Annotated in this window: 15 protein-coding genes; 7 read left to right on the top strand and 8 right to left on the bottom strand. The window is 68.9% G+C overall.

The window, feature by feature from the left end:
- Positions 1-102: 102 nt before the first annotated feature.
- Positions 103-882, top strand: coding sequence for an IclR family transcriptional regulator (locus HZI36_RS01540; protein WP_179400843.1), 780 nt, complete (start codon positions 103-105; stop codon positions 880-882).
- On the opposite strand, the gene HZI36_RS01535 is transcribed toward HZI36_RS01540, so the two are convergent.
- The 6 genes from HZI36_RS01535 to HZI36_RS01510 form a co-directional block, all read right to left on the bottom strand.
- The gene (locus HZI36_RS01535) at positions 864-1,808 is read right to left on the bottom strand and encodes a dimethyl sulfoxide reductase anchor subunit family protein (RefSeq protein WP_179400842.1); all 945 of its coding nucleotides are present in this window, start codon (positions 1,806-1,808) and stop codon (positions 864-866) included. The two genes, HZI36_RS01540 and HZI36_RS01535, sit on opposite strands and share 19 nt — an antisense overlap.
- Before the next feature lie 34 nt (positions 1,809-1,842).
- Positions 1,843-2,577, bottom strand: coding sequence for a 4Fe-4S dicluster domain-containing protein (locus HZI36_RS01530; RefSeq protein ID WP_179400841.1), 735 nt, complete (start codon positions 2,575-2,577; stop codon positions 1,843-1,845).
- A 13-nt stretch (positions 2,578-2,590) separates the two neighbouring features.
- Entirely contained in the window at positions 2,591-5,512 is a 2,922-nt protein-coding gene (locus HZI36_RS01525) for a molybdopterin oxidoreductase family protein (protein ID WP_179400840.1), read from the bottom strand.
- A gap of 263 nt (positions 5,513-5,775) precedes the next feature.
- Positions 5,776-7,206, bottom strand: a complete 1,431-nt coding sequence (locus tag HZI36_RS01520; protein WP_179400839.1) for an amino acid permease — start codon at positions 7,204-7,206, stop codon at positions 5,776-5,778.
- Between the two features lie 176 nt (positions 7,207-7,382).
- Positions 7,383-8,795, bottom strand: coding sequence for an NAD(P)/FAD-dependent oxidoreductase (locus HZI36_RS01515; protein ID WP_179400838.1), 1,413 nt, complete (start codon positions 8,793-8,795; stop codon positions 7,383-7,385).
- Between the two features lie 273 nt (positions 8,796-9,068).
- On the bottom strand, positions 9,069-10,736 hold the full coding sequence (locus tag HZI36_RS01510) for a GMC family oxidoreductase (RefSeq protein ID WP_179400837.1): 1,668 nt from the start codon (positions 10,734-10,736) through the stop codon (positions 9,069-9,071).
- 254 nt (positions 10,737-10,990) lie between these two features.
- Between HZI36_RS01510 and HZI36_RS01505 the strand changes: the two genes are divergently transcribed.
- Positions 10,991-11,824, top strand: a complete 834-nt coding sequence (locus HZI36_RS01505) for an IclR family transcriptional regulator (protein WP_179400836.1) — start codon at positions 10,991-10,993, stop codon at positions 11,822-11,824.
- Positions 11,825-11,915: 91 nt separating this feature from the next.
- On the opposite strand, the gene HZI36_RS01500 is transcribed toward HZI36_RS01505, so the two are convergent.
- Positions 11,916-12,938: a DUF2891 domain-containing protein gene (locus HZI36_RS01500; protein WP_179400835.1), complete on the bottom strand. Its 1,023-nt coding sequence runs from the start codon at positions 12,936-12,938 to the stop codon at positions 11,916-11,918.
- Positions 12,939-13,106: 168 nt separating this feature from the next.
- Between HZI36_RS01500 and HZI36_RS01495 the strand changes: the two genes are divergently transcribed.
- Complete coding sequence (locus tag HZI36_RS01495) at positions 13,107-13,331, top strand: hypothetical protein (protein WP_179400834.1); 225 nt, start codon at positions 13,107-13,109, stop codon at positions 13,329-13,331.
- A 22-nt stretch (positions 13,332-13,353) separates the two neighbouring features.
- Here the strand turns inward: HZI36_RS01495 and HZI36_RS01490 are convergent, their stop codons facing one another.
- A complete protein-coding gene (locus HZI36_RS01490; protein ID WP_179400833.1) occupies positions 13,354-14,202 on the bottom strand; it encodes a helix-turn-helix transcriptional regulator in 849 nt (282 codons plus the stop codon).
- A 369-nt stretch (positions 14,203-14,571) separates the two neighbouring features.
- Between HZI36_RS01490 and HZI36_RS01485 the strand changes: the two genes are divergently transcribed.
- Genes HZI36_RS01485 through HZI36_RS01470 form a run of 4 tightly spaced genes read left to right on the top strand, consistent with a single transcriptional unit; the run spans position 14,572 to position 18,978 of the window.
- A complete protein-coding gene (locus tag HZI36_RS01485) occupies positions 14,572-15,549 on the top strand; it encodes a LysR family transcriptional regulator (protein ID WP_179400832.1) in 978 nt (325 codons plus the stop codon).
- Positions 15,546-17,057, top strand: coding sequence for an NAD(P)-binding domain-containing protein (locus tag HZI36_RS01480; RefSeq protein ID WP_179400831.1), 1,512 nt, complete (start codon positions 15,546-15,548; stop codon positions 17,055-17,057). The genes HZI36_RS01485 and HZI36_RS01480 overlap by 4 nt, the downstream gene beginning before the upstream one ends.
- A complete protein-coding gene (locus HZI36_RS01475; RefSeq protein ID WP_179400830.1) occupies positions 17,054-18,028 on the top strand; it encodes an ABC transporter permease in 975 nt (324 codons plus the stop codon). The genes HZI36_RS01480 and HZI36_RS01475 overlap by 4 nt, the downstream gene beginning before the upstream one ends.
- On the top strand, positions 18,025-18,978 hold the full coding sequence (locus HZI36_RS01470; protein WP_179400829.1) for an ABC transporter permease: 954 nt from the start codon (positions 18,025-18,027) through the stop codon (positions 18,976-18,978). Before HZI36_RS01475 ends, HZI36_RS01470 begins: the two co-directional genes overlap by 4 nt.
- The last annotated feature ends 28 nt before the right edge of the window (positions 18,979-19,006 follow it).

Raw genomic sequence — 19,006 nt, 5'->3', positions numbered from 1 at the left:
CGTTCCGTCTCCGGTTCCGTCTCCAACACGCGCCATCAGCCGCTCGGACCGCCGGCACGCATTCGGTACAATCGTCCGCATTCCGTTTCCGGACCGGCTTCCATGCTCCCCGCCGATACGCCCACGCTGCGCGCGTTCGCGCTGCTCGAACACATCGTCAACGCCGGCGACGCGGTATCGCTCGCCGACCTGACGCGCGACGTCGACATGCCGAAGACGTCGCTGCACCGGATGCTCGCGTCACTCGAAGCGGGCGGCTTCGTAATCCGCGAGCCGGGCCAGCGCAACGCGTATGCGATCGGCCCGCGCCTCGCGCAGCTCGGCCTCGGCGTGATGATGCACGCGGGCGCGCGGCGGCTGCGTCACGCGATTCTCGCGGGCCTCGTCGACGATCTCGGCGAAACCTGCAACCTGACGATGCTGCACGACACCGACGTGCTGTACCTCGATCGCGTCGAAGCGGCGTGGCCGCTGCGGCTCGACCTGAAACCGGGCGCGCGCGTGCCCGCGTACTGCAGCGCGAGCGGCAAGCTGCTGCTCGCGATGCTGCCGCCCGACGAGCGCGGCGCGCTGATCCGCGCGATGAAGCTCGTCCGCCATACGCCGAACACGATCACCGATCCGCACCTGCTCGAAGCGGAACTCGACCGCATCGCGCACAACGGCGTCGCGATCGACAACGAGGAATTCGTCGCCGGCATCGTGTGCATCGCGGCGCCGGTCGTCGACGCGAACGGCGGATGCATCGCGGCCGTCGCCGTGCACGCGCCGGTGTCGCGCGCGCCGCTGTCGCGCATCCTCGAGTTCGTGCCGCGCGTGCGGGAGGCCGCTCGGGCGCTCGCCGACACGTTCCGGCACGCGGATCACGACGCCCGCTGGTAGTAGATGTTCTGCGGATGGCGCGCATCCGCGAAGAAGAACCAGCGCTCGGCGACGAGCCCCGCATACTGGATCACGAACGCCGCGCCGAGCGCGACGGCCGCCGTCGACGTCTGCGCGATCGCGCCCGCGCCGGTCAGCACGAACGGCACCGCGAACGCAGTGATCAGGAAACCGAACTTCACCATCCGCAGCGTGCCGTCGGTCTGCCCGTGGAAGAACTCGCGCGTGTTGAATGCGCTCGCGGTGAAGCCACGCGACTTCTGCTCGACCTTCGCGTTGCGGATGCCCGTCGCGCTCTGCACGGTCGACTTCGGCTTCAGCCGCGCGTTGCGCACGAGCGACGCGATCCGCGTCGCGCAGCCGGCGAGCGTCAGCACGCACGCGCACGGCGCGAGCAGAATGACGATGTCCGGCGCGAGCCACGCCGCGCAGGCGGTCGCGAGGGTGCAGCCCGACGCGCAGCCGAGCAGCACGAAGTTGACGATCGTCAGCGGGCTCGCCCATTCCTGCAGGAAGCGCAGGCACGCGTAGATCATCGCGGTACAGACGAACAGCGCGATGCTCGCGAGCGCGCCGAGCACACCGATCGCGAGCGTGCCGCCGAACCCGACCCAGTGCGCGACGCCATACGCGAACGCGAGCGCGAGGAACAGCGGCAGCGCGATGCATTCGCGCGACAGCCACGACGTGCGCCACATCGCGATCGCGCGCCACGCGCGCTCCGGGTGGCCGAGATGGAAGAACGATGCGAGCAGGCCGAGCGCGCCGAGCACGACCGAGATGCCCGCGCCGACGACGTAGAACATCGGCGGCACCGTGATGCCGGTCGCGCGCGCGAGCGCCTCGATCAGCACGAGCATCAGCAACTGCCCTTGCGCCGCACCGCAGAGCGTAGTGAGAAGAACAACCGAGAAGGCGGGCCGCATATGAACTCCGTCGTATCCCTGAATGAAAAGAAACTCAACGCCGCGCCGCAAGCGCGGCCAGCCCGATCTCGCCGCGCTCGAGCTGCGCGTCGAGCGAATCGTCTGCCGGCTTGCTGCCGCAACCGCCCGTCTTGCCGCAGCCGCACGCCGATTCGGTCTTCACGCGCGGCAGGTAGTGGTTCGACGGCTTCGTGCCCCACTCCGGCATCAACTGATAGCCGCCGCGCTCGCGGATCGCGCGCGAGGCGTCGGACTCCGGATCGTGGATGTCGCCGAAGATCCGCGCGGACGTCGGGCACGCGAGCACGCACGCGGGCTTGCGGTCGCGCTCGGGCAGCGCTTCGTTATAGATGCGGTCCGCGCAGAGCGTGCACTTCGTCATCTCCTTGCGTTCTTCGTCGATCTCGCGCGCGCCGTACGGGCACGCCCACGAACAGTACTTGCAGCCGATGCACTTGTCGTAGTCGACGAGCACGAGCCCGTCCGACTTGCGCTTGTAGCTCGCGCCGGTCGGGCACACGGGCACGCACGGCGGATCCTCGCAATGCAGGCACGACTTCGGGAAGTGGATCGTGTCGGTCATCGGGAACACGCCCGCCTCGTACGTCTGTACGCGGTTGAAGAACGTGCCGGACGGATCGTCGTCGTACGGGCGGACGTCCGACAGGCTGCCCGCCTCGCCGGACGTGTTCCATTCCTTGCAGCTCGTCACGCACGCATGGCAACCGACGCAGACGTTCAGGTCGATCACAAGGGCCATCTGGGTCATGGTCAGCTCCCGGTTACTGGTCGGATTTGGAAGCGCGGCGCAGCCGCGCGGCGAACTCGCCCTTGCCCGCGAAATACGCCTGCACGCGCTGCACCACGCTCGTCGAGCCGGGCAGCGGCTGCATCGGCGCGAACTGCGGCAGCGTCGTCGTCGCGTCGGCTTCGGCCGGATAGATCCGCACGCGCACGTCGTACCAGCCCGCCTGGCCAGTGATCGGATCGGAATTCGACAACCGTTCGCCTTCGCGCGAATCGCTCGGCAGCTCGTCGGTGATCACGTGGTTCAGCAGGAAGCCGCGCTGCGATTCGCCGGCTTTCGGCCCGAGATTCCACGCGCCGGCCGCCTTGCCGATCGCGTTCCACGTCCATACCGTGCCGGGCTCGACCGCCTCGCTGTAGCGCAGGCGGCAGCGCACCTTGCCCCACGGCGACTCGACGTAGATCCAGCCGCCGTCCTCGATGCCCTGCGCTTCGGCCGTCACCGGGTTCACGAACAGATGGTTCTCGCCGTGGATCTGCCGCAGCCACGCGTTCTGCGAATCCCACGAGTGATACATCGCCATCGGCCGCTGCGTGATCGCCGCGAGCGGATAGCGGTCGAGATCGGTCACGTCGGCCTCGAGCGGCGCATACCAGAACGGCAGCGGATCGAAATAGCGCTCGACCCGCGCGCGCAGATGGTCGGGCGGCTGGCGGCCGCTCGTCTTCCCTTGCGCGGCGAGCCGGAACTTCTGCATCACGTCCGAGTAGAGCTGGATCACGATCGGCACGCCGAACTTGCGCATCCCGTTGTCGACCGCCCACTGCATGTAGTCGCCGTTGCAGTTGCGCATGTACTGCAGCGATTCCGGCAGCACGTGGTGATACACGCAGTTGTTCTTCGCGTACTGCTCCCACTGGTTCGGATTCGGCTCGCCGATCACGGCCTTCGTGCCGTCCTTGCCGCGCCAGCCGATCAGGAAGCCCGTGCCGGAATCGGGCGCGGTCTGGAAGTTGATCACGAAGTCCGGGTAGTCGCGGAACTTGCGCTTGCCGTCCGGCGTGGTGAACGCGGGGAATTTCAGGCGGCTCGCGAGCTCGATCAGCACTTCCTGGAACGGCTTGCACTGTCCGGTCGGCGGCACCACCGGCACGCGCACCGAATCGACAGGGCCGTCGAACTCGGAGATCGGCCGGTCGAGCACCGACATCACGTCGTGGCGCTCGAGATACGTCGTGTCCGGCAGGATCAGGTCCGCGAACGCGGTCATCTCCGATTCGAACGCGTCGCAGACGACGAGGAACGGAATCTTGTATTCGCCGTCGTCTCGCTTGTCGACGAGCATCTTGCGGACTTCCGTCGTGTTCATCGACGAATTCCACGCCATGTTCGCCATGAAGATCAGCAGCGTGTCGATCGGATACGGATCGCCGCGCCATGCGTTCGTGATCACCGAATGCATGAGCCCGTGCACCGCGAGCGGATACTCCCACGAGAATGCCTTGTCGATCCGCGCGGGCGTGCCGTCCTCGTGCACGAACAGGTCGCCGGGCGCGGCGGGCCAGCCGAGCGGGCCGGTCGAAAGCGGCGTGTTCGGCTTCACCATCGCCGGGTCGTTCGGCGGTTTCGCGGACGGCGGGGCCGCGCGCGGATACGGCGCCTTGTGGCGGAAGCCGCCCGGCCGGTCGATCGTGCCGAGCAGCGACATCAGCACCGCCAATGCGCGGATCGTCTGGAAGCCGTTCGAATGCGCGGCGAGGCCGCGCATCGCATGAAACGCGATCGGCGTGCCTTCGACCGTGTCGTGCGTGGCGCCCCACGAATCGGTCCACGACACCGGCAGCACGATCCGCTGTTCGCGCGCAACCGTCGCCATCTCGAGCGCGATCCGGCGGATCGTGTCGGCGGCAATGCCGGTGATGTCGGCCGCCCATTCGGGCGTGCAGTCGGCGACCTGCTCGCGCAGCAGCGTGAACGACGGCGCGACCGGCGTGCCGTCGTCGAGCGTGTAGCGGCCGTCGAGCACGGGCTCGGCGCCGTCGGCATGATGCAGCACCGCGCGGTTCGTGCGCGCATCCCACCACAGATGATTCTGCGGATACAGCGCGTTCACTTCGGGCGCGTCCGGGTCGCTGACGAACAGCCCGAACGTGTCGCTCGCGTCGCGCAGATCGACGAGCTCGCCGGCGTTCGTGTAGCGCGCGACGAACTCGTGGTCGTACGCGCCCTGCTCGATCAGCTCGCGGATCAGCGCCATGAACAGCGCGCCGTCGGTACCGGGGCGGATCGGAATCCACTCGTCGGCGATCGCCGCGTAGCCGGTGCGCACCGGATTGATCGCGATGAAGCGCCCGCCCGCGCGCTTGAACTTCGACAGCGCGATCTTCAGCGGATTCGAGTGGTGATCCTCGGCGGTGCCGATCATGAAGAACAGCTTCGCGTTGTCGAGATCGGGGCCGCCGAACTCCCAGAACGAGCCGCCGATCGTGTAGATCATCCCGGCCGCCATGTTCGACGAGCAGAAGCCGCCGTGCGCCGCATAGTTCGGCGTGCCGAACTGCTTCGCGAACAGGCCGGTCAGCGCCTGCATCTGGTCGCGGCCGGTGAACAGCGCGAACTTCTTCGGATCGGTCGCGCGCAGATGGCCGAGGCGTTTTTCGAGCATCGAGAACGCGACGTCCCACGACACCGGCTCGAACTGCGCGTCGCCGCGCTCCGCGCCCTGCTTGCGCAGCAGCGGCTGCGTGAGCCGCGCGGGCGAATACTGCTTCATGATCCCCGACGAACCCTTCGCGCAGATCACGCCCTGGTTCAGCGGATGGTCGGGATTGCCGTCGATGTAGCGCACCTCGCCGTCGCGAAGATGCACACGGATCCCGCAACGGCACGCGCACATGTAGCACGTCGTCGTCTTGACCTCGAGCTTCTCGTTCTGGGTACGGGCCTGGTGCTCCATGGTCTCCCTCGTTCGCGAATTCGTTCGCAAATGTCAGCGATGTCGGCGGCCGGGCGTCCGCGACGCAGGATCCAGCTACCCGGTTCACCTATGCTACGTGCCGCGCAAGCCAATAAAAAGTCGTATCCTCGGATCGAAACTATCGGCAGGCGTGATAGTTCGAGGGTCAACCCTCAACGGGAACCGGGTCCGTTCGCCGGACCCGGTGCTGTTGTGCGCCGCCAAAACTTTCGTTTTGCTTACCGCATTGCCGCGCTACCGCATCACTGCGGCGGATACGCGACCAGTTCGTGCTCGTCCAGATACGCGCCGCGCTGACGGCGGCGGATGAACAGCTCGTAGGCGACGAGCAGCACGGCGAGGCTCGCGACGCCGAGCCAGAGCGGCTTGCGCTGCTCCGGGATGAACGCCATCGCGACGAGGATCCCGATCATCCCGATGATCGACAGCCAGGTCAGATACGGGAAGCCCCACATCTTCACGCGCAGCTGGCTCGTCGCCGTGGCATCGAGGCGGCTGCGCAGGCGCAGTTGCGAGCACGCGATCAGCACGTACACGAAGATCGCGACGGTGCCGTACGAATCGACGAGGAACGCGAACACGGTGTCGGGCGACACGTACGACATCACGACCGACACGTAGCCGAACAGCGTGCCGAGCAGGATCGCGCGCACCGGCACGCCGCGCTTGTTGACCTTCGCGAGCGACGCGGGCGCGTCGCCGTGGCGGGTCAGCGCGAACAGCATCCGCGATGCCGCATAGAGGCCCGAGTTCAGCGCGGACAGCACGGCGGTCAGCACGATCGCGTTCATCACGTTCGCGGCGGCAGGCAGGCCGATCACTTGCAGCGCGCTGACGTACGGCGTCGCCATCTGCGGCGAATTCCACGGCACGAGCGCGACGACGAGCGCGACCGAGCCGACGTAGAACACGAGCACGCGCGTGATCACCGAGTTGGTTGCCTTCGCGACGGCCTTCGCGGGCTCCTTCGCCTCGGCCGCCGCGATCGTGACGATCTCCGCGCCGAAGTAGAAGCCGGTCGCCGCCACCGCGCCGCTCATCACCGGCCCGATGCCGAGCGGCATGAAGCCGCCGTGGCCGAGCAGCGTCGGCAGCACCGCCGTCGTATGCATCGCCGCCGGCCACAAGCCGCACACGTACAGGCCGCCGAGGAACAGGAACACGACGATCGCGCCGACCTTGATCGACGAGAACCAGAACTCGAACTCGCCGTAGCTGCTGACGGAGATCAGGTTCGTCAAGGTCAGCACGACGAGCAGCGTCAGGCTGATGATCCACGCGGGCATGTCGGGCAGCCAGAACTGCACGAGCTTCGCGCCCGCGACCGCTTCGAGCGCGACGACGATCACCCAGAAATACCAGTACATCCAGCCGGTCAGGAAGCCGGCGAGCCGGCCGGGCCCGCGCCAGTTGCCGAACGCGAGCCGCGCATATTCGTAGAACGAGCCGACGGCGGGCATCGCGCACGCCATCTCGCCGAGCATCCGCATCACGAGCACGACGAGCACGCCGGTGATCAGGAACGACAGGATCGCGGCGGGCCCGGTCTGCTGGATCACCACGCCGCTGCCGACGAAGAGCCCCGCGCCAATCACGCCGCCCAGCGCGATCATCGTCATGTGACGCTGCTTGAGCCCGCACTTCAGTTCACTTCGGTCCATCGATGGTTGCATGTCTTCTCCATATCCTGTGAGTCGATCGACGCATGTGCATCCCCCGTGCGCGAGGCGCGCGCACAGACGCCGTCGATGACTGAGCGTGCGAGCGCGCCTGCGCGCCCCGCCGCATGGATCGATTTATCGGTTTTGTAATCGGGTGACGCGCGGCCGGTCACGGGCCGCGCGGAGGGTCAAGGCTTTTCGTCGCGGTGGAAGTAGCCGACGTACAGCATCCGCTGCCCGAGGCGCCGGAACGGCGCGAACGGATGGCCGGGCAGCGGCGACGTGAAGATCGGCAGCGTCTGGCGCGCGCCCTTGCCGGCGATCCGCTCGGCCATCCGGCGGCCCGCCTGCTGCGAATACGACACGCCGTTGCCGCCGTAGCCGAGCGCGTAGAACACCGCCTGCTTCGGATCCGGCTGGCACACGCGCGGCATCATGTCGTGGCTGACGTCGACCCAGCCCCACCACGAGAAGTCGATCTGCACGCCGCGCAGCGCCGGGAACTTGCGTCCCATCCCTTCCTTCAGCAGTTCGAAGTGGCGCGGATTCGGCGCGTCGGCGCCGGTGATCGCGCTGCGGCTGCCGATCTGCAGGCGCTTGTCCGGCAGGAAGCGATAGTAGAAGCGCAGCGTGCGCGTATCGGTCAGCACCTGCGTCGTGCGGAAGTTGCACGCTTCGATTTCCTGATCGGTCAGCGGCCGCGTGACCATCGAGTTCGACAGGATCGGCATCACCTTGCTGCGCAGCGACGGATGCAGCGTCTGCGCGGTATACGCGCCGGTCGCGATGCCGACCGCCCGCGCGCGGACGATCCCGCCCGGCGTGCGCAGATGATGGACGCCGTTGATCGTTTCCCAGCCGATCACCGGGCTGCTCGTGTGCACGCGCGCGCCCGCTTCGCGCGCGAGGCGCAGGTAGCCGAACGCGAGCTTCAGCGCGTGGATGCCGATCCCTTCGGGCTCGTGCAGCGCGCCGGCCGACTCGTGATCGTTGACGAACTCGCGGCGGAACGTCTCGGCGCTGAGCAGCTCGGACGGATAGCCGAACACGTCCTTCCAGACCTTCGCCTCGGCCGCGAGCTTCGCCATGATCCGCGGACGATGCGCGATCAGGAAGTGGCCGCCCGGCTGCGGATCGCAATCGATCTCGGCGACGAATTCCTTGAAGTGGTTGAAGCCTTCCTGAATCTCTTCGTGCATCTTCAGCGCGACGTCCTTGCCCCAGCGCTGGATCCACTGCGAGCGCGACAGGCGGCCGGACGCGTTCTGCCCCTGCCCGCCGTTGCGGCTGCTGCAGCCCCAGCTGGTGCGGTTCGCCTCGAGCACGACCGCCTTGATCCCGTGCTCGCGGGCGAGGCACAGCGCGGTCGCGAGGCCCGTGTAGCCGGCGCCGATGATCGCGACGTCGACGTCGATGTCCTTCGTGATCGGGCCGTCGTCGGGCGGCGGGCTGCCGGCCGTCGCGACCCAGTAGGTCGGCGCGTACTGCTTGCCGCGCCCGGGCCCGGGCGACACCAGCGGGTCGTAGGTCGGGTCGTAGCGGGTGTCGTCTTTCTGGCCGCCGGCGAAGTCGCTCGCGCTCCGGATTGAACTCGTTCCCATGATCAGTGCTCCGACGGGGTCAAACGTTGTGCCTCGACCGTTCCTGGTCCGCGAGGAACGCGCATTGCCGACTGCCTGTGGGTCATGTCTGTCTCCTGTCGACCCGAGTTGGCGCTTCAGCGCTTACTCGGGTCCCATGCATAGCTGCCTGATCCTTGCCTGTTTGCTTTCGTCTTGCGCGGATGCTTTGGTCTGGCGATCCGTTGAAAAAATTGTAGGCAGACCGATTTCTCGCAGGTAGGGCCAGTCGGCCGGTTTCGCTTGGACCAGCCGCTAAACGGCCGTCGCGGCCGCCGTCGCGATGCCGCCCGCGCGATCGGCTGCGCGCGCATCGTCGACGATCATGTCCGCCGCCTTTTCGGCGACCATCACGATCGGCACGTTCGTGTTGCCGGACACGAGCGTCGGCATGATCGAGCAGTCGACGACGCGCAGCCCGCGCGTGCCGTACACGCGCAGCCGCGCGTCGACGACCGCGAGCGGATCGCTCGCGACGCCCATCTTCGCGGTGCCCGACGGATGAAAGATCGTCTGCCCGTATTCGCGGCAGAACTCGAGCAGCTCGTCGTCGGTCTGCGCATCGGCGCCGGGGCGCACTTCGCGCTTCATCAGCGACGCGATCGGCTCGGTGGCCGCGACGCGCCGCGCGAAGCGCACGCCGGCAATCGTGGTGCGGCGGTCGAATTCGGTCGCGAGATAGTTCGGCTGAATCGACGGCGCGTCGCGCGCGTCGGTCGAGCGGATCTTCAGCACGCCGCGCGATTCGGGGCGCAGCTGGCAGACCGAGTACGTGCAGCCCGGAAACGGATGCACGGCGCCGCCGGCCGAATCGGCGGACAGCGTCGAGAAGTGGAACTGGATGTCGGGCGTCGGCGATTCGTCGGGCAGCGCGCGGCAGAACATGCCGCCCTGATTGATCCCGATCGCGAGCGGGCCGCCGCGGAACAGCGCCCATTGCAGGCCCATCTTCGCGCGGCCGACAAACGAGCGCAGCGCGTCGTTCGTCGTGATCGGCTTCGTCACTTCATAGATCAGACGGATCTGCAGATGGTCCTGCAGGTTCTCGCCGACGCCCGCGCGATCCGCGACGACCTCGATCCCGTGCCCCTTCAGCAGCGCGGCAGGCCCGACGCCGGACAGTTGCAGCAACTGCGGCGACTGCAGCGCGCCGGCCGCAAGAATCACTTCGCGGTTCGCGCGCACGTCGCGCAGTTCGCCGCGCTGCGCGTAGCGGATGCCGGTCGCGCGCGTGCGGTCGCCCGGATCGTCGAACAGGATCCGCTGCGCGAGCGCGTCGGTCTCGACGTGCAGGTTCGCGCGCGAGCGCGCGGGCTTCAGATACGCGACCGCGGTCGAGCAGCGCAACCCGCGGCGCGTCGTCAACTGGTAGTAGCCGACGCCTTCCTGATCGCCGGTGTTGAAGTCGTCGACGGAGCGCACGCCGAGCCGGTTCGACGCGGCGACGAACGCATCGACGAGTTCGTGCCGCTGGCGGATCGCCGATGCCCACAGCGGCCCGTCGACGCCGCGCGTCGGCCCCGCGCCGAGCGTGTTGTGCTCGAGGCGGCGGAAGTATGGCAGGCAGTCGTCCCAGCTCCAGCCGCGATTGCCGAGCGCGGCCCAGCGATCGTAGTCCTGCCGCTGGCCGCGCACGTAGATCAGCCCGTTGATCGAACTGCTGCCGCCGAGCGTGCGGCCGCGCGGCCAGTAGAGCCGCCGGTTGTGCATGTTCGGATCGGGGTCGGTCTGGAATCCCCAGTTGTAGACCGGATGGAACATCGTCTTCCCATAGCCGATCGGCACGTGGATCCACATGTAGCGGTCGGGCGGCCCGGCTTCGAGCAGGCACACCGAGTAGCGGCCGCCTTCGGACAGCCGGTTCGCGAGAACGCAGCCGGCCGAACCGGCGCCGACGACCACATAGTCGAAACTGCGCGTCATGCCTGTCTCCGCTCTGAAATGAAACAGCCCCCACGCTCACTACGTTCGCTGCCCCCGAGGGGGCGCTCAGCCTCCTTGGGGCGGCCCGGCGGAGGCTGATATAGAAAAATCCGGGATGTTTCGTCCAAATTTATTGAGCGGAGCGCACGCACTCAAGCCGATTCGCATGATGCGGCGCGATTGTGGTACAAAATCAGACCTTTTCGTTTCAATTTCCGGCGACGCCGCTCCGGCGCGCCCGACGGAGGACACCGATGCGAGACAGCGCCCCGGCGCCGCGCGACGACACGCCCGCCGACGACGCGCGCGTGCTGCGCGCGCTCTCCGTGCTCGAGCAGCTCGCGTCGGCCGGGCAGCCGTCGACGCTGTCGCAGCTGTCGGCGCGGCTGCGAATTCCGAAGGCGACGCTGCTGCGGTTGATCGAATCGCTGGAAGCGCGCGGCTACGTGGTGCACATGCCGGACTCGCGCGGCCACGACCGCGGCATCGCGCTCGGCCCGCGCGCCGCGCAGCTCGCGCTCGCGACGCTCGCGAACAGCACGTTCACGCGCTCGTGCCGGTCGCTGCTGCGCGCGCTCGTCGATACGCTCGGCGAGACCTGCAACCTCACCGCGCTCGACGGCGATCGCGTGCTGTACGTCGAGCGCGTCGAGACGGCCGAGCCGCTGCGGCTCGAGATGCGGCCCGGGATGCGCGTGCCGCTGCACTGCACCGCGAGCGGCAAGCTGTTCCTGTCGCAGATGACGGCGATCGAGCGCAACGCGATGCTCGCGCGGATGGCGCTGACGAAGATGACGTACCGGACGCTGACCGACCCGCAACTGCTCGCGGCCGAGCTCGACCGGCTCGCGGTGCGCGGGATCGGGATCGACAACGAGGAGTTCGTGCGCGGGATGGTCGCGATCGCGGTGCCGGTGCGGGAGGCCGGCAGCGGCCGCGTGCTCGCGGCGCTCGCGGTGCACGCGCCGACCGCGCGCGCGACGCTCAACGATCTGCTCGAAGCCGTGCCGAAAATGAAGGACACGGCGGGGCGGCTCGCGCTGCTGCTGCACGCGGAGCAAGCCGACGCGGGCGGCAAGGCCGGGTGAACGCGACGCAACGCGATGCTCCGCCACGTGGCACAGCGTGACCCGGCGCAACGCAGTGCGGCGCGGCACAGCGCAACGCGGTGCGCCACGCCTACGCTTCGAGCGCCAGCGTCGCGAACGTCGCGAGCCAGTGCTCGCCCATATAGTCCCCGGCGACGTGCGCGAGCGCGCTGTCGATATGCTTGTCCGCCGCATCGAGCAGCCGCGCGCGGCGCGCGTCCCCCTCGGGCAGCGCCCGTGCGATCGACCGCTGGCACCACGCCCGACTCAGATTCAGTCCGTCCAGATGCGCGATCTTGCCGTCGCTGCGATCGCTGACCGTCGCCGGCTCGAACAGCGTCGCGGGCTCGCCGCGCGCGATATCCGGCAGAAAGCGCGCGAACCAGCGCTCGAATGCGTCCGGCGCGAGCACGCGCCGCATCAGCTCCGCCTCCATCAGCGCCGGCGACAGGAACTCGTCGCCCGACGGCTCCCAGGCCTGGCACCCGGCGTCATCGCGATGCCAGCGCGTCGCGGTCTCGACGATCAGCGCGGCAAGACGCTCGCGCCGCTGACCGACGGGCTTGTGGCGCGCGAAATCGAGCACGAGCGACAACGCGAACGCGGTGTTGAAATGCGTGCCGACGCGCACCGGATACGTCGCCATCGGCAAAAACGCTTCGAAGCGCGCGACGAACGCGTCCGCGAGCGGCGCGAACGTCGCCGCCCAGCGCGCGGCCTGCGGCAGCGTCAGCCGTTCGAGCTGTGCGGCGAGCGCGAGCAGCCACGCCCAGCCGTACGGCCGCTCGAACCCGCGGTTGTGCGGCAGATCGACGTACGCGCACTCGCGCGCGACGTTCGCGTCGGTGAAGTGCGCATCGACGACCGCGACGATGCGCGCGGCCTCCGGCAGATCCGGAAAGCGCTCGAGCAGATGCAGCACGAGCCAGTAGCCGTGCACGCACGAATGCCAGTCGTAGCTGCCGTAGAAGATCGGATGCAGCGCGCGCGGGCTGCGCACGTCCTGCGGGCCGGCGAGCGCGTGCGCAAGCCGGTTCGGATACTCGCGGGTCAGATGCGCGAGCGCGAGATTCGCGAACGTCGACGCGATCGCGGGTGTAAGTCGGGCAGTCATCGGCGGTGCGCTCCACATGCCGGCGTCCAGGCCGTCACCTCGGCCGCGCCTGTCGCCGGCGTTTCGTCGGCTTATCGTCGGACGATTGAGCCCACCGCTTCCCCCCATGGCGACCGGCGGATCGGCCAACTAAACTGGATAAGGGTCTGGACTACCGGGAGATCCGTCATGATCGACGTATATCAGAACATCGGCAACCGCGCGTTCTCCGCGCATCTGTCGAAGGACGGGATGGTGACCGTCATGGAGCAGCGCCACGAAATCGACCGCGTGACGCTGAACACGGCATTCGCGGCACTGGTCGAGGACGTCGAGCAGGAGGAGGACCTGCGCGACGCGACCGTCGAGGGCATGATGCGCGCGCTGATCCAGGGCTACGCGCGGATGGTCTGAAGCCGCACGCGTGCGCCTCGCGTCAGCACGACGCGCGTGCGTCCTCCCCCGCGTATCCCCACGCGATCAACTCGCGCTTCGTCCTAACGCCAAGCTTCACGAACGCGCGCTTCACGTACGTCTGCGCCGACGTCAACTGCACGCCGAGCATGCCGGCCGTCTCGGCGACGCTCCTGCCGCCGATCAGGTGCCGGCAAAGTTCGTATTCGCGCTTCGACAGCCCGATCCCGTCGCTCTCGAGCCGCGCGTCGAACAGCGCGAGCGGATTCGCCTCGACCGGCAGATGCGCGATCTTGCGCGCGGCCGTCGTCGACGCATGCAGCACGACGAGCGGAAACAGGAATTCGCCGAGCCGCTTCAGCTGGCTCATCTCGGTCAGCGAGAACGGCGGCGACCACTTCTTGCGCACCAGCGCGACGCCGTACTGCACGTGCGGCGCGCCCTTCACGATCACGCATTCGTTCGTCACCTGCCGCTCGTCGAAAATGCGCCGCCGGAATTCGCCGGACGGCAGCAGGCTCATGTCGCGCAGCAACAGCCGCGTGCCGAGTTCGCCGTGCACGCTGGTGAACAGCGGATCGGTCGCGCGATAGCGCGCGTAGTACAGATCCATCACTTCGGCGAGCTGTTGCGGCTCGCCGTCCATCCCGAAGCTGCCGAGCCATTCGTGCCGGCATCCGTCGGGCGTGCCGCGGTCGACGCGCGTGCGCTCGAGATGCGTGACGTCGTGCGGAACCAGCTTGTTCAGAAAGACCGTGAGCCGATCGATGAAGCGCGGCGTGCCGACCGCGTCGACGACTTCGCCGAGCGGCTTGAACGGCATGTTGAACTGCGGCGCTTCGCCATTGAAAGACGACATCGCGACCGACATCTGCACCTCCTCCCTACGATGATTCCGGCACGCTCCCCCGCTTGCCTTTCATGCGGCGCGGCGCGCCGGCCACGTGCCGGGAACCGCGTGGGCTCGGGCGACGCCGGCGCCTGAGCCGGCCTCACCTACGCCGGCCTCACCTACGCCGGCCGCAGCCTGAGCCGGCCCTAGCTTAGCGGAGCGCGCCGTGCCGATCGCCGCCGGTTTTCACATAACTTCTGTTCCTCGCAGGAACAGATCGCGTGCTTGCCCCGCCCGCTTTGCACGGCGTCATATGACGATATGCGTATTTAGTATTTGCATTATGCATTCTGGCGGCTTAAGAATACGGAAATCACATACAACGATCCGTCCCGTACGTCCGATCCGATGGAACTCCGCCAACTGGAAGCCTTTGCCGCCGTGATGTCGACCGGCAGCGTCACCGCGGCCGGCCGCCTGCTCGGGCGCTCGCAGCCCGCGATCACGCGGCTGATCCAGGAGCTCGAGGCCGAGATCGGCTATGCGCTGTTCACGCGCAACGGGCCGCGCGTGACGCCGACCGAGCAGGGCTTCCTGCTGTACGAGGACGTCGAGCACGTGCTGGTCGGGCTGCAGCAGATCCGCACCCGCGCGGTCGAGATCGCGCGCGGCGACGCGCGGCCGCTGCACATCGCGGCGACGTCCGCGCTCGCGGCCGGCCTCGTGCCCGCCGCGCTCGCGCGGCCCGGCCCCGCGCACGATACACGGCAGATCCAGGTGCGCAGCGCGTCGCCGGAGCAGGTCGTGCACGCGGTGCTGACCGGCGCCGCCGACATCGGCGTGACGAGCCTGCCGCTCGAGCACCGCGGCGTCGTCGTGCACTGGATCGGCGAGGCCGCGTGCGTCGCCGCGCTGCGCGCCGACGATCCGCTCGCCGCGCACGCGCGCCTGCCGCTCGCCGCGTGCGCGGGCCGCCGGATCGTCACGATGCAGAACCCGTACCGGCTGCGCCGCCGGCTCGACCACGCGTTCGCGCACGCGGGCGTCGCGCCGGACGCGCTGATCGAAACCAACTCGTCGCTGAACGCGCTGACCGCCGTGCGCGCCGGGCTCGGGCTGTCGGTGCTCGAGCCGGTGACCGCATACGGGATGCCGATCGCCGACGTCGTCGTGCGCCCGATCGACGCGTCGATCCCGTTCTTCTTCGGCGTCGTCACGCGTGACGCGAAGGTGCTGTCGCCAGCCGCGCTCGCATTCGTCGACGCACTCGCCGACGCCGCGCGTGCGCTGCTGCCCGACTTCGTCCGGCACGCGCCCGGCGAGCACGCCCAAGTCCTGCAGTCGCTGTACGGCGATCTGCCCGTTCCGAAGGAAACCCAGACGTGACCACCCTGCCCCCCGTCCCGCCCGCGGGTCTCGCCGCGCTCGAAGCGCGCCTGCGCCAGGATCTCGCGTGGCTCGAACTGCCGGCCAAGTCGTGGGTGCCGCCGCGCACGCACGACGGGCGGCCTGTCATCACCGTCGCGATCATCGGCGGCGGCATGGCGGGGCTCGCGGCCGCCGCGTCGCTCACGCATCTCGGCGTCGACGCGGTGATCTACGACCAGTCGCCGCGCGGCTTCGAAGGCCCGTGGGCGACCACCGCGCGGATGGAGACGCTGCGCTCGCCGAAGCAGCTGACCGGCCCCGCGCTCGGCCTGCCCGCGCTGACGTTCCGCGCGTGGTACGAAGCGCAGTTCGGCGCCGCCGCGTGGGACGCGCTCGACAAAATTCCGCGCCTGCAGTGGATGGACTATCTGCGCTGGTACCGCGACGTGCTCGGCCTCGACGTGCGCAACGCGCACCGGATCACGTCGATCGCGCCGCGCGACGACGGGCTCGTCGCGCTGTCGGTCGCGAATCCCGACGGCGAGCACGTCGTCCACGCGCGCCACATCGTGCTCGCGACCGGCCGCGACGGCCTCGGCGGCCCGGCGGTGCCCGCGTTCGCGCGCGCGCTGCCGCGCCGCTTCTGGGCGCATTCGTCGGACGAGATGGATTACGGGACGCTGCGCGGCAAGCGCGTCGGCGTCGTCGGCGCGGGCGCGTCCGCGATGGACAGCGCGGCGACCGCGCTCGAGGCGGGCGCCGCGTCGGTCGACCTGCTGATCCGCCGCGCGGACATCCCGCGCGTGAACAAGGGCAAGGGCGCGGGCAGCCCCGGCCTCACGCACGGCCACGCCGCTCTGCCGGACGACTGGAAATGGCGGATCCGCCACTACATCAACGCGCGGCAGGTGCCGCCGCCGCGCGGCAGCACGCTGCGCGTGTCGCGCCATCCGAACGCGCGCTTCAATCTCGGCGCGCCGATTCTCGACGTCGAGCCGGTCGGCGACAAGCTCGTCGCGCGCACGCCGAAAGGCACGTTCGAGCTCGACTTCGTCGTGTTCGCGACCGGCTTCCGGATCGCTCCTGCCGACCGCCCGGAATTCGCGCCGTTCGCGCGCCACATCCGCACGTGGGGCGACCGCTACGCGCCGCCCGCCGGCGACGAGGACGCCGAGCTGTCCGATTCGCCGGACCTCGGCCCCACGTTCGAATTCCTCGAAAAAACCCCGGGCGCGTGCCCGGGGCTCGACCGGATCCACTGCTTCTGCGCGCCGGCGACGCTCACGCACGGCGCGCTGTCCGGCGACATCCCGGCCGTCAGCGACGGCGCGAAGCGTCTCGCGCTCGCGCTGACCGCGACGCTCTATCGCGAGGACGTCGAACGGCACTACGCGAACCTCGAGGCGTTCGACGAGCCCGAGGTGTTCGGCGACGAATGGACGCCCGCGCCGCCGCCCGGGCCTTCCGCTGCTTCCGCCTCGCCCGCCGCGTCCGCGTCGAAACACGCGCCGGAGAACGTGCGATGACCGCCTGGCTCCTGCGCCGCGTGCTGCAGGCGTTCGTCGTCGTGTGGCTGATGACGGTCGTCGTGTTCGTCGGCCTGCACGCGATCGGCAATCCGGTCGACATCCTGATCGGCCAGGACGTCGATCAGATCGACCGCGCGCGGATCATCGCGCGGCTCGGCCTCGACCAGCCGCTGTGGCGCCAGTACGTCGCGTTCGTGAACGGCGCGCTGCACGGCGATCTCGGCAACAGCTTCGTGTACAACGTGCCCGCGATCCGGCTGATTCTCGAACGCCTGCCGGCGACGCTCGAGCTGTCGGTCGCCGCGCTGCTGCTCGCGGTCGCGATCGGCATCCCGCTCGGGCTGTTCACCGGCCTCTATCCGCGCAATCCGCTCGCGAAGCTGCTGACGACGGGCAGCATCCTCGGCTTCTCGCTGCCGACGTTCTGGGTCGGGCTGATGCTGATCATGCTGTTCTCCGTGCATCTGCACTGGCTGCCCGCGAGCGGCCGCGGCGCGACCGTTCAGGTGTTCGGCATCGGCTGGTCGTTCCTGACCGTCGACGGGCTGCGCCACCTGATCCTGCCCGCGCTGAATCTCGCGCTGTTCATGATCTCGCTCGTGCTGCGCCTGACGCGCGCGGGCGTCGCCGAGGTGCTGCCGCAGGATTTCGTTCGCTTCGCGCGCGCGAAGGGGCTGTCGCCGCTGCGCGTCGTGCTCGTGCACGTGCTGCGCAACACGCTGATTCCGCTCGTCACCGTGCTCGGCATCGAGTTCGGCTCGACGATCGCGTTCGCGGTCGTCACCGAGAGCGTGTTCTCGTGGCCCGGCTCCGGCAAGCTGATCCTCGACAGCATCAATGCCCTCGACCGGCCCGTGATCGTCGCGTACCTGATCGTCGTCGTGTGCCTGTTCGTGTCGCTGAACCTGATCGTGGATCTGCTGTACAAGTGGCTCGATCCGCGCGTTCGTCTGGAGGCCGCCGCATGAGCGCGCCCACTCCACATTCCCCGCCGTCGTCCGCGCCGCCGCCCGTATCATCCGGCGCCGCCGCGCCCGCGCGCCGCGAATCGCCGTGGCGGCAGGTCGCGCGCGATTTCGCGCAGTCGAAGGGCGCGCTCGTCGGCCTCGCGGTGCTCGTCGTGCTGATCGCAGCCGCGCTCGCCGCGCCGTGGATCACACCGCAGAATCCGTACGACCTCGCGCAGCTCGACGTGATGGACGCGCGCCTCGCGCCCGGCTCCGCGAACGGCGCCGCGACGCTCACCTACTGGCTCGGCACCGACGGCCAGGGTCGCGACCTGCTGTCCGCGATCGTCTACGGGCTGCGGATCAGCCTCGGCGTCGGCGTCGGTTCCGCGCTCGCGGCCGGGATCCTCGGCACGCTGCTCGGGCTCGTCGCCGCGTACGCGGGCGGCAAGGTCGACGCGTTCGTGATGCGCGTCGTCGATCTGCTGCTGTCGTTCCCGTCGATCCTCGTCGCGATGATGATCCTCGCGTACGTCGGCAAGGGGATCGGCAACGTCGTGCTCACGCTGATCGTGCTCGAATGGGCGTACTTCGCGCGGACCGCGCGCGCTCAGGCGCTCGTCGAGTCGCGCCGCGAGTACGTCGAGGCCGCGCGCTGCCAGGCGATTCCGGGCTGGCGGATCGTCGTCGGCCACATCCTGCCGAACTGCCTGCCGCCGCTCATCGTCGTCGGCTCGCTGCAGGTCGCGCGCGCGATCACGCTCGAGGCGACGCTGTCGTTCCTCGGACTCGGCGTGCCCGTCACCGAGCCGTCGCTCGGGCTGCTGATCGCGAACGGCTATCAGACGATGCTGTCCGGCGAATACTGGATCAGCGTGTATCCGGGCCTCGCGCTGCTCGCGGCCGTCGTCGCGATCAATCTGGTCGGCGACCGGCTGCGCGACGTGTTCAACCCGAGGAACCAGAAGTGAAACAGCCCCTACGCGCTCTTCGTTCACG

It is taken from the genome of Burkholderia guangdongensis (assembly GCF_013403875.1).
Lineage (GTDB): Bacteria > Pseudomonadota > Gammaproteobacteria > Burkholderiales > Burkholderiaceae > Burkholderia > Burkholderia guangdongensis.
Note: the sequence above shows the minus strand (reverse complement) of the source record. Positions and strands in the feature narration are given on the sequence as shown.

Coding starts and splice junctions, on each gene's coding strand:
- HZI36_RS01540 (WP_179400843.1), top strand. CDS start 103: ATGCTCCCCGCCGATACGCCCACGCTGCGCGCGTTCGCGCTGCTCGAA.
- HZI36_RS01535 (WP_179400842.1), bottom strand. CDS start 1,808: ATGCGGCCCGCCTTCTCGGTTGTTCTTCTCACTACGCTCTGCGGTGCG.
- HZI36_RS01530 (WP_179400841.1), bottom strand. CDS start 2,577: ATGACCCAGATGGCCCTTGTGATCGACCTGAACGTCTGCGTCGGTTGC.
- HZI36_RS01525 (WP_179400840.1), bottom strand. CDS start 5,512: ATGGAGCACCAGGCCCGTACCCAGAACGAGAAGCTCGAGGTCAAGACG.
- HZI36_RS01520 (WP_179400839.1), bottom strand. CDS start 7,206: ATGCAACCATCGATGGACCGAAGTGAACTGAAGTGCGGGCTCAAGCAG.
- HZI36_RS01515 (WP_179400838.1), bottom strand. CDS start 8,795: ATGGGAACGAGTTCAATCCGGAGCGCGAGCGACTTCGCCGGCGGCCAG.
- HZI36_RS01510 (WP_179400837.1), bottom strand. CDS start 10,736: ATGACGCGCAGTTTCGACTATGTGGTCGTCGGCGCCGGTTCGGCCGGC.
- HZI36_RS01505 (WP_179400836.1), top strand. CDS start 10,991: ATGCGAGACAGCGCCCCGGCGCCGCGCGACGACACGCCCGCCGACGAC.
- HZI36_RS01500 (WP_179400835.1), bottom strand. CDS start 12,938: ATGACTGCCCGACTTACACCCGCGATCGCGTCGACGTTCGCGAATCTC.
- HZI36_RS01495 (WP_179400834.1), top strand. CDS start 13,107: ATGATCGACGTATATCAGAACATCGGCAACCGCGCGTTCTCCGCGCAT.
- HZI36_RS01490 (WP_179400833.1), bottom strand. CDS start 14,202: ATGTCGGTCGCGATGTCGTCTTTCAATGGCGAAGCGCCGCAGTTCAAC.
- HZI36_RS01485 (WP_179400832.1), top strand. CDS start 14,572: ATGGAACTCCGCCAACTGGAAGCCTTTGCCGCCGTGATGTCGACCGGC.
- HZI36_RS01475 (WP_179400830.1), top strand. CDS start 17,054: ATGACCGCCTGGCTCCTGCGCCGCGTGCTGCAGGCGTTCGTCGTCGTG.
- HZI36_RS01470 (WP_179400829.1), top strand. CDS start 18,025: ATGAGCGCGCCCACTCCACATTCCCCGCCGTCGTCCGCGCCGCCGCCC.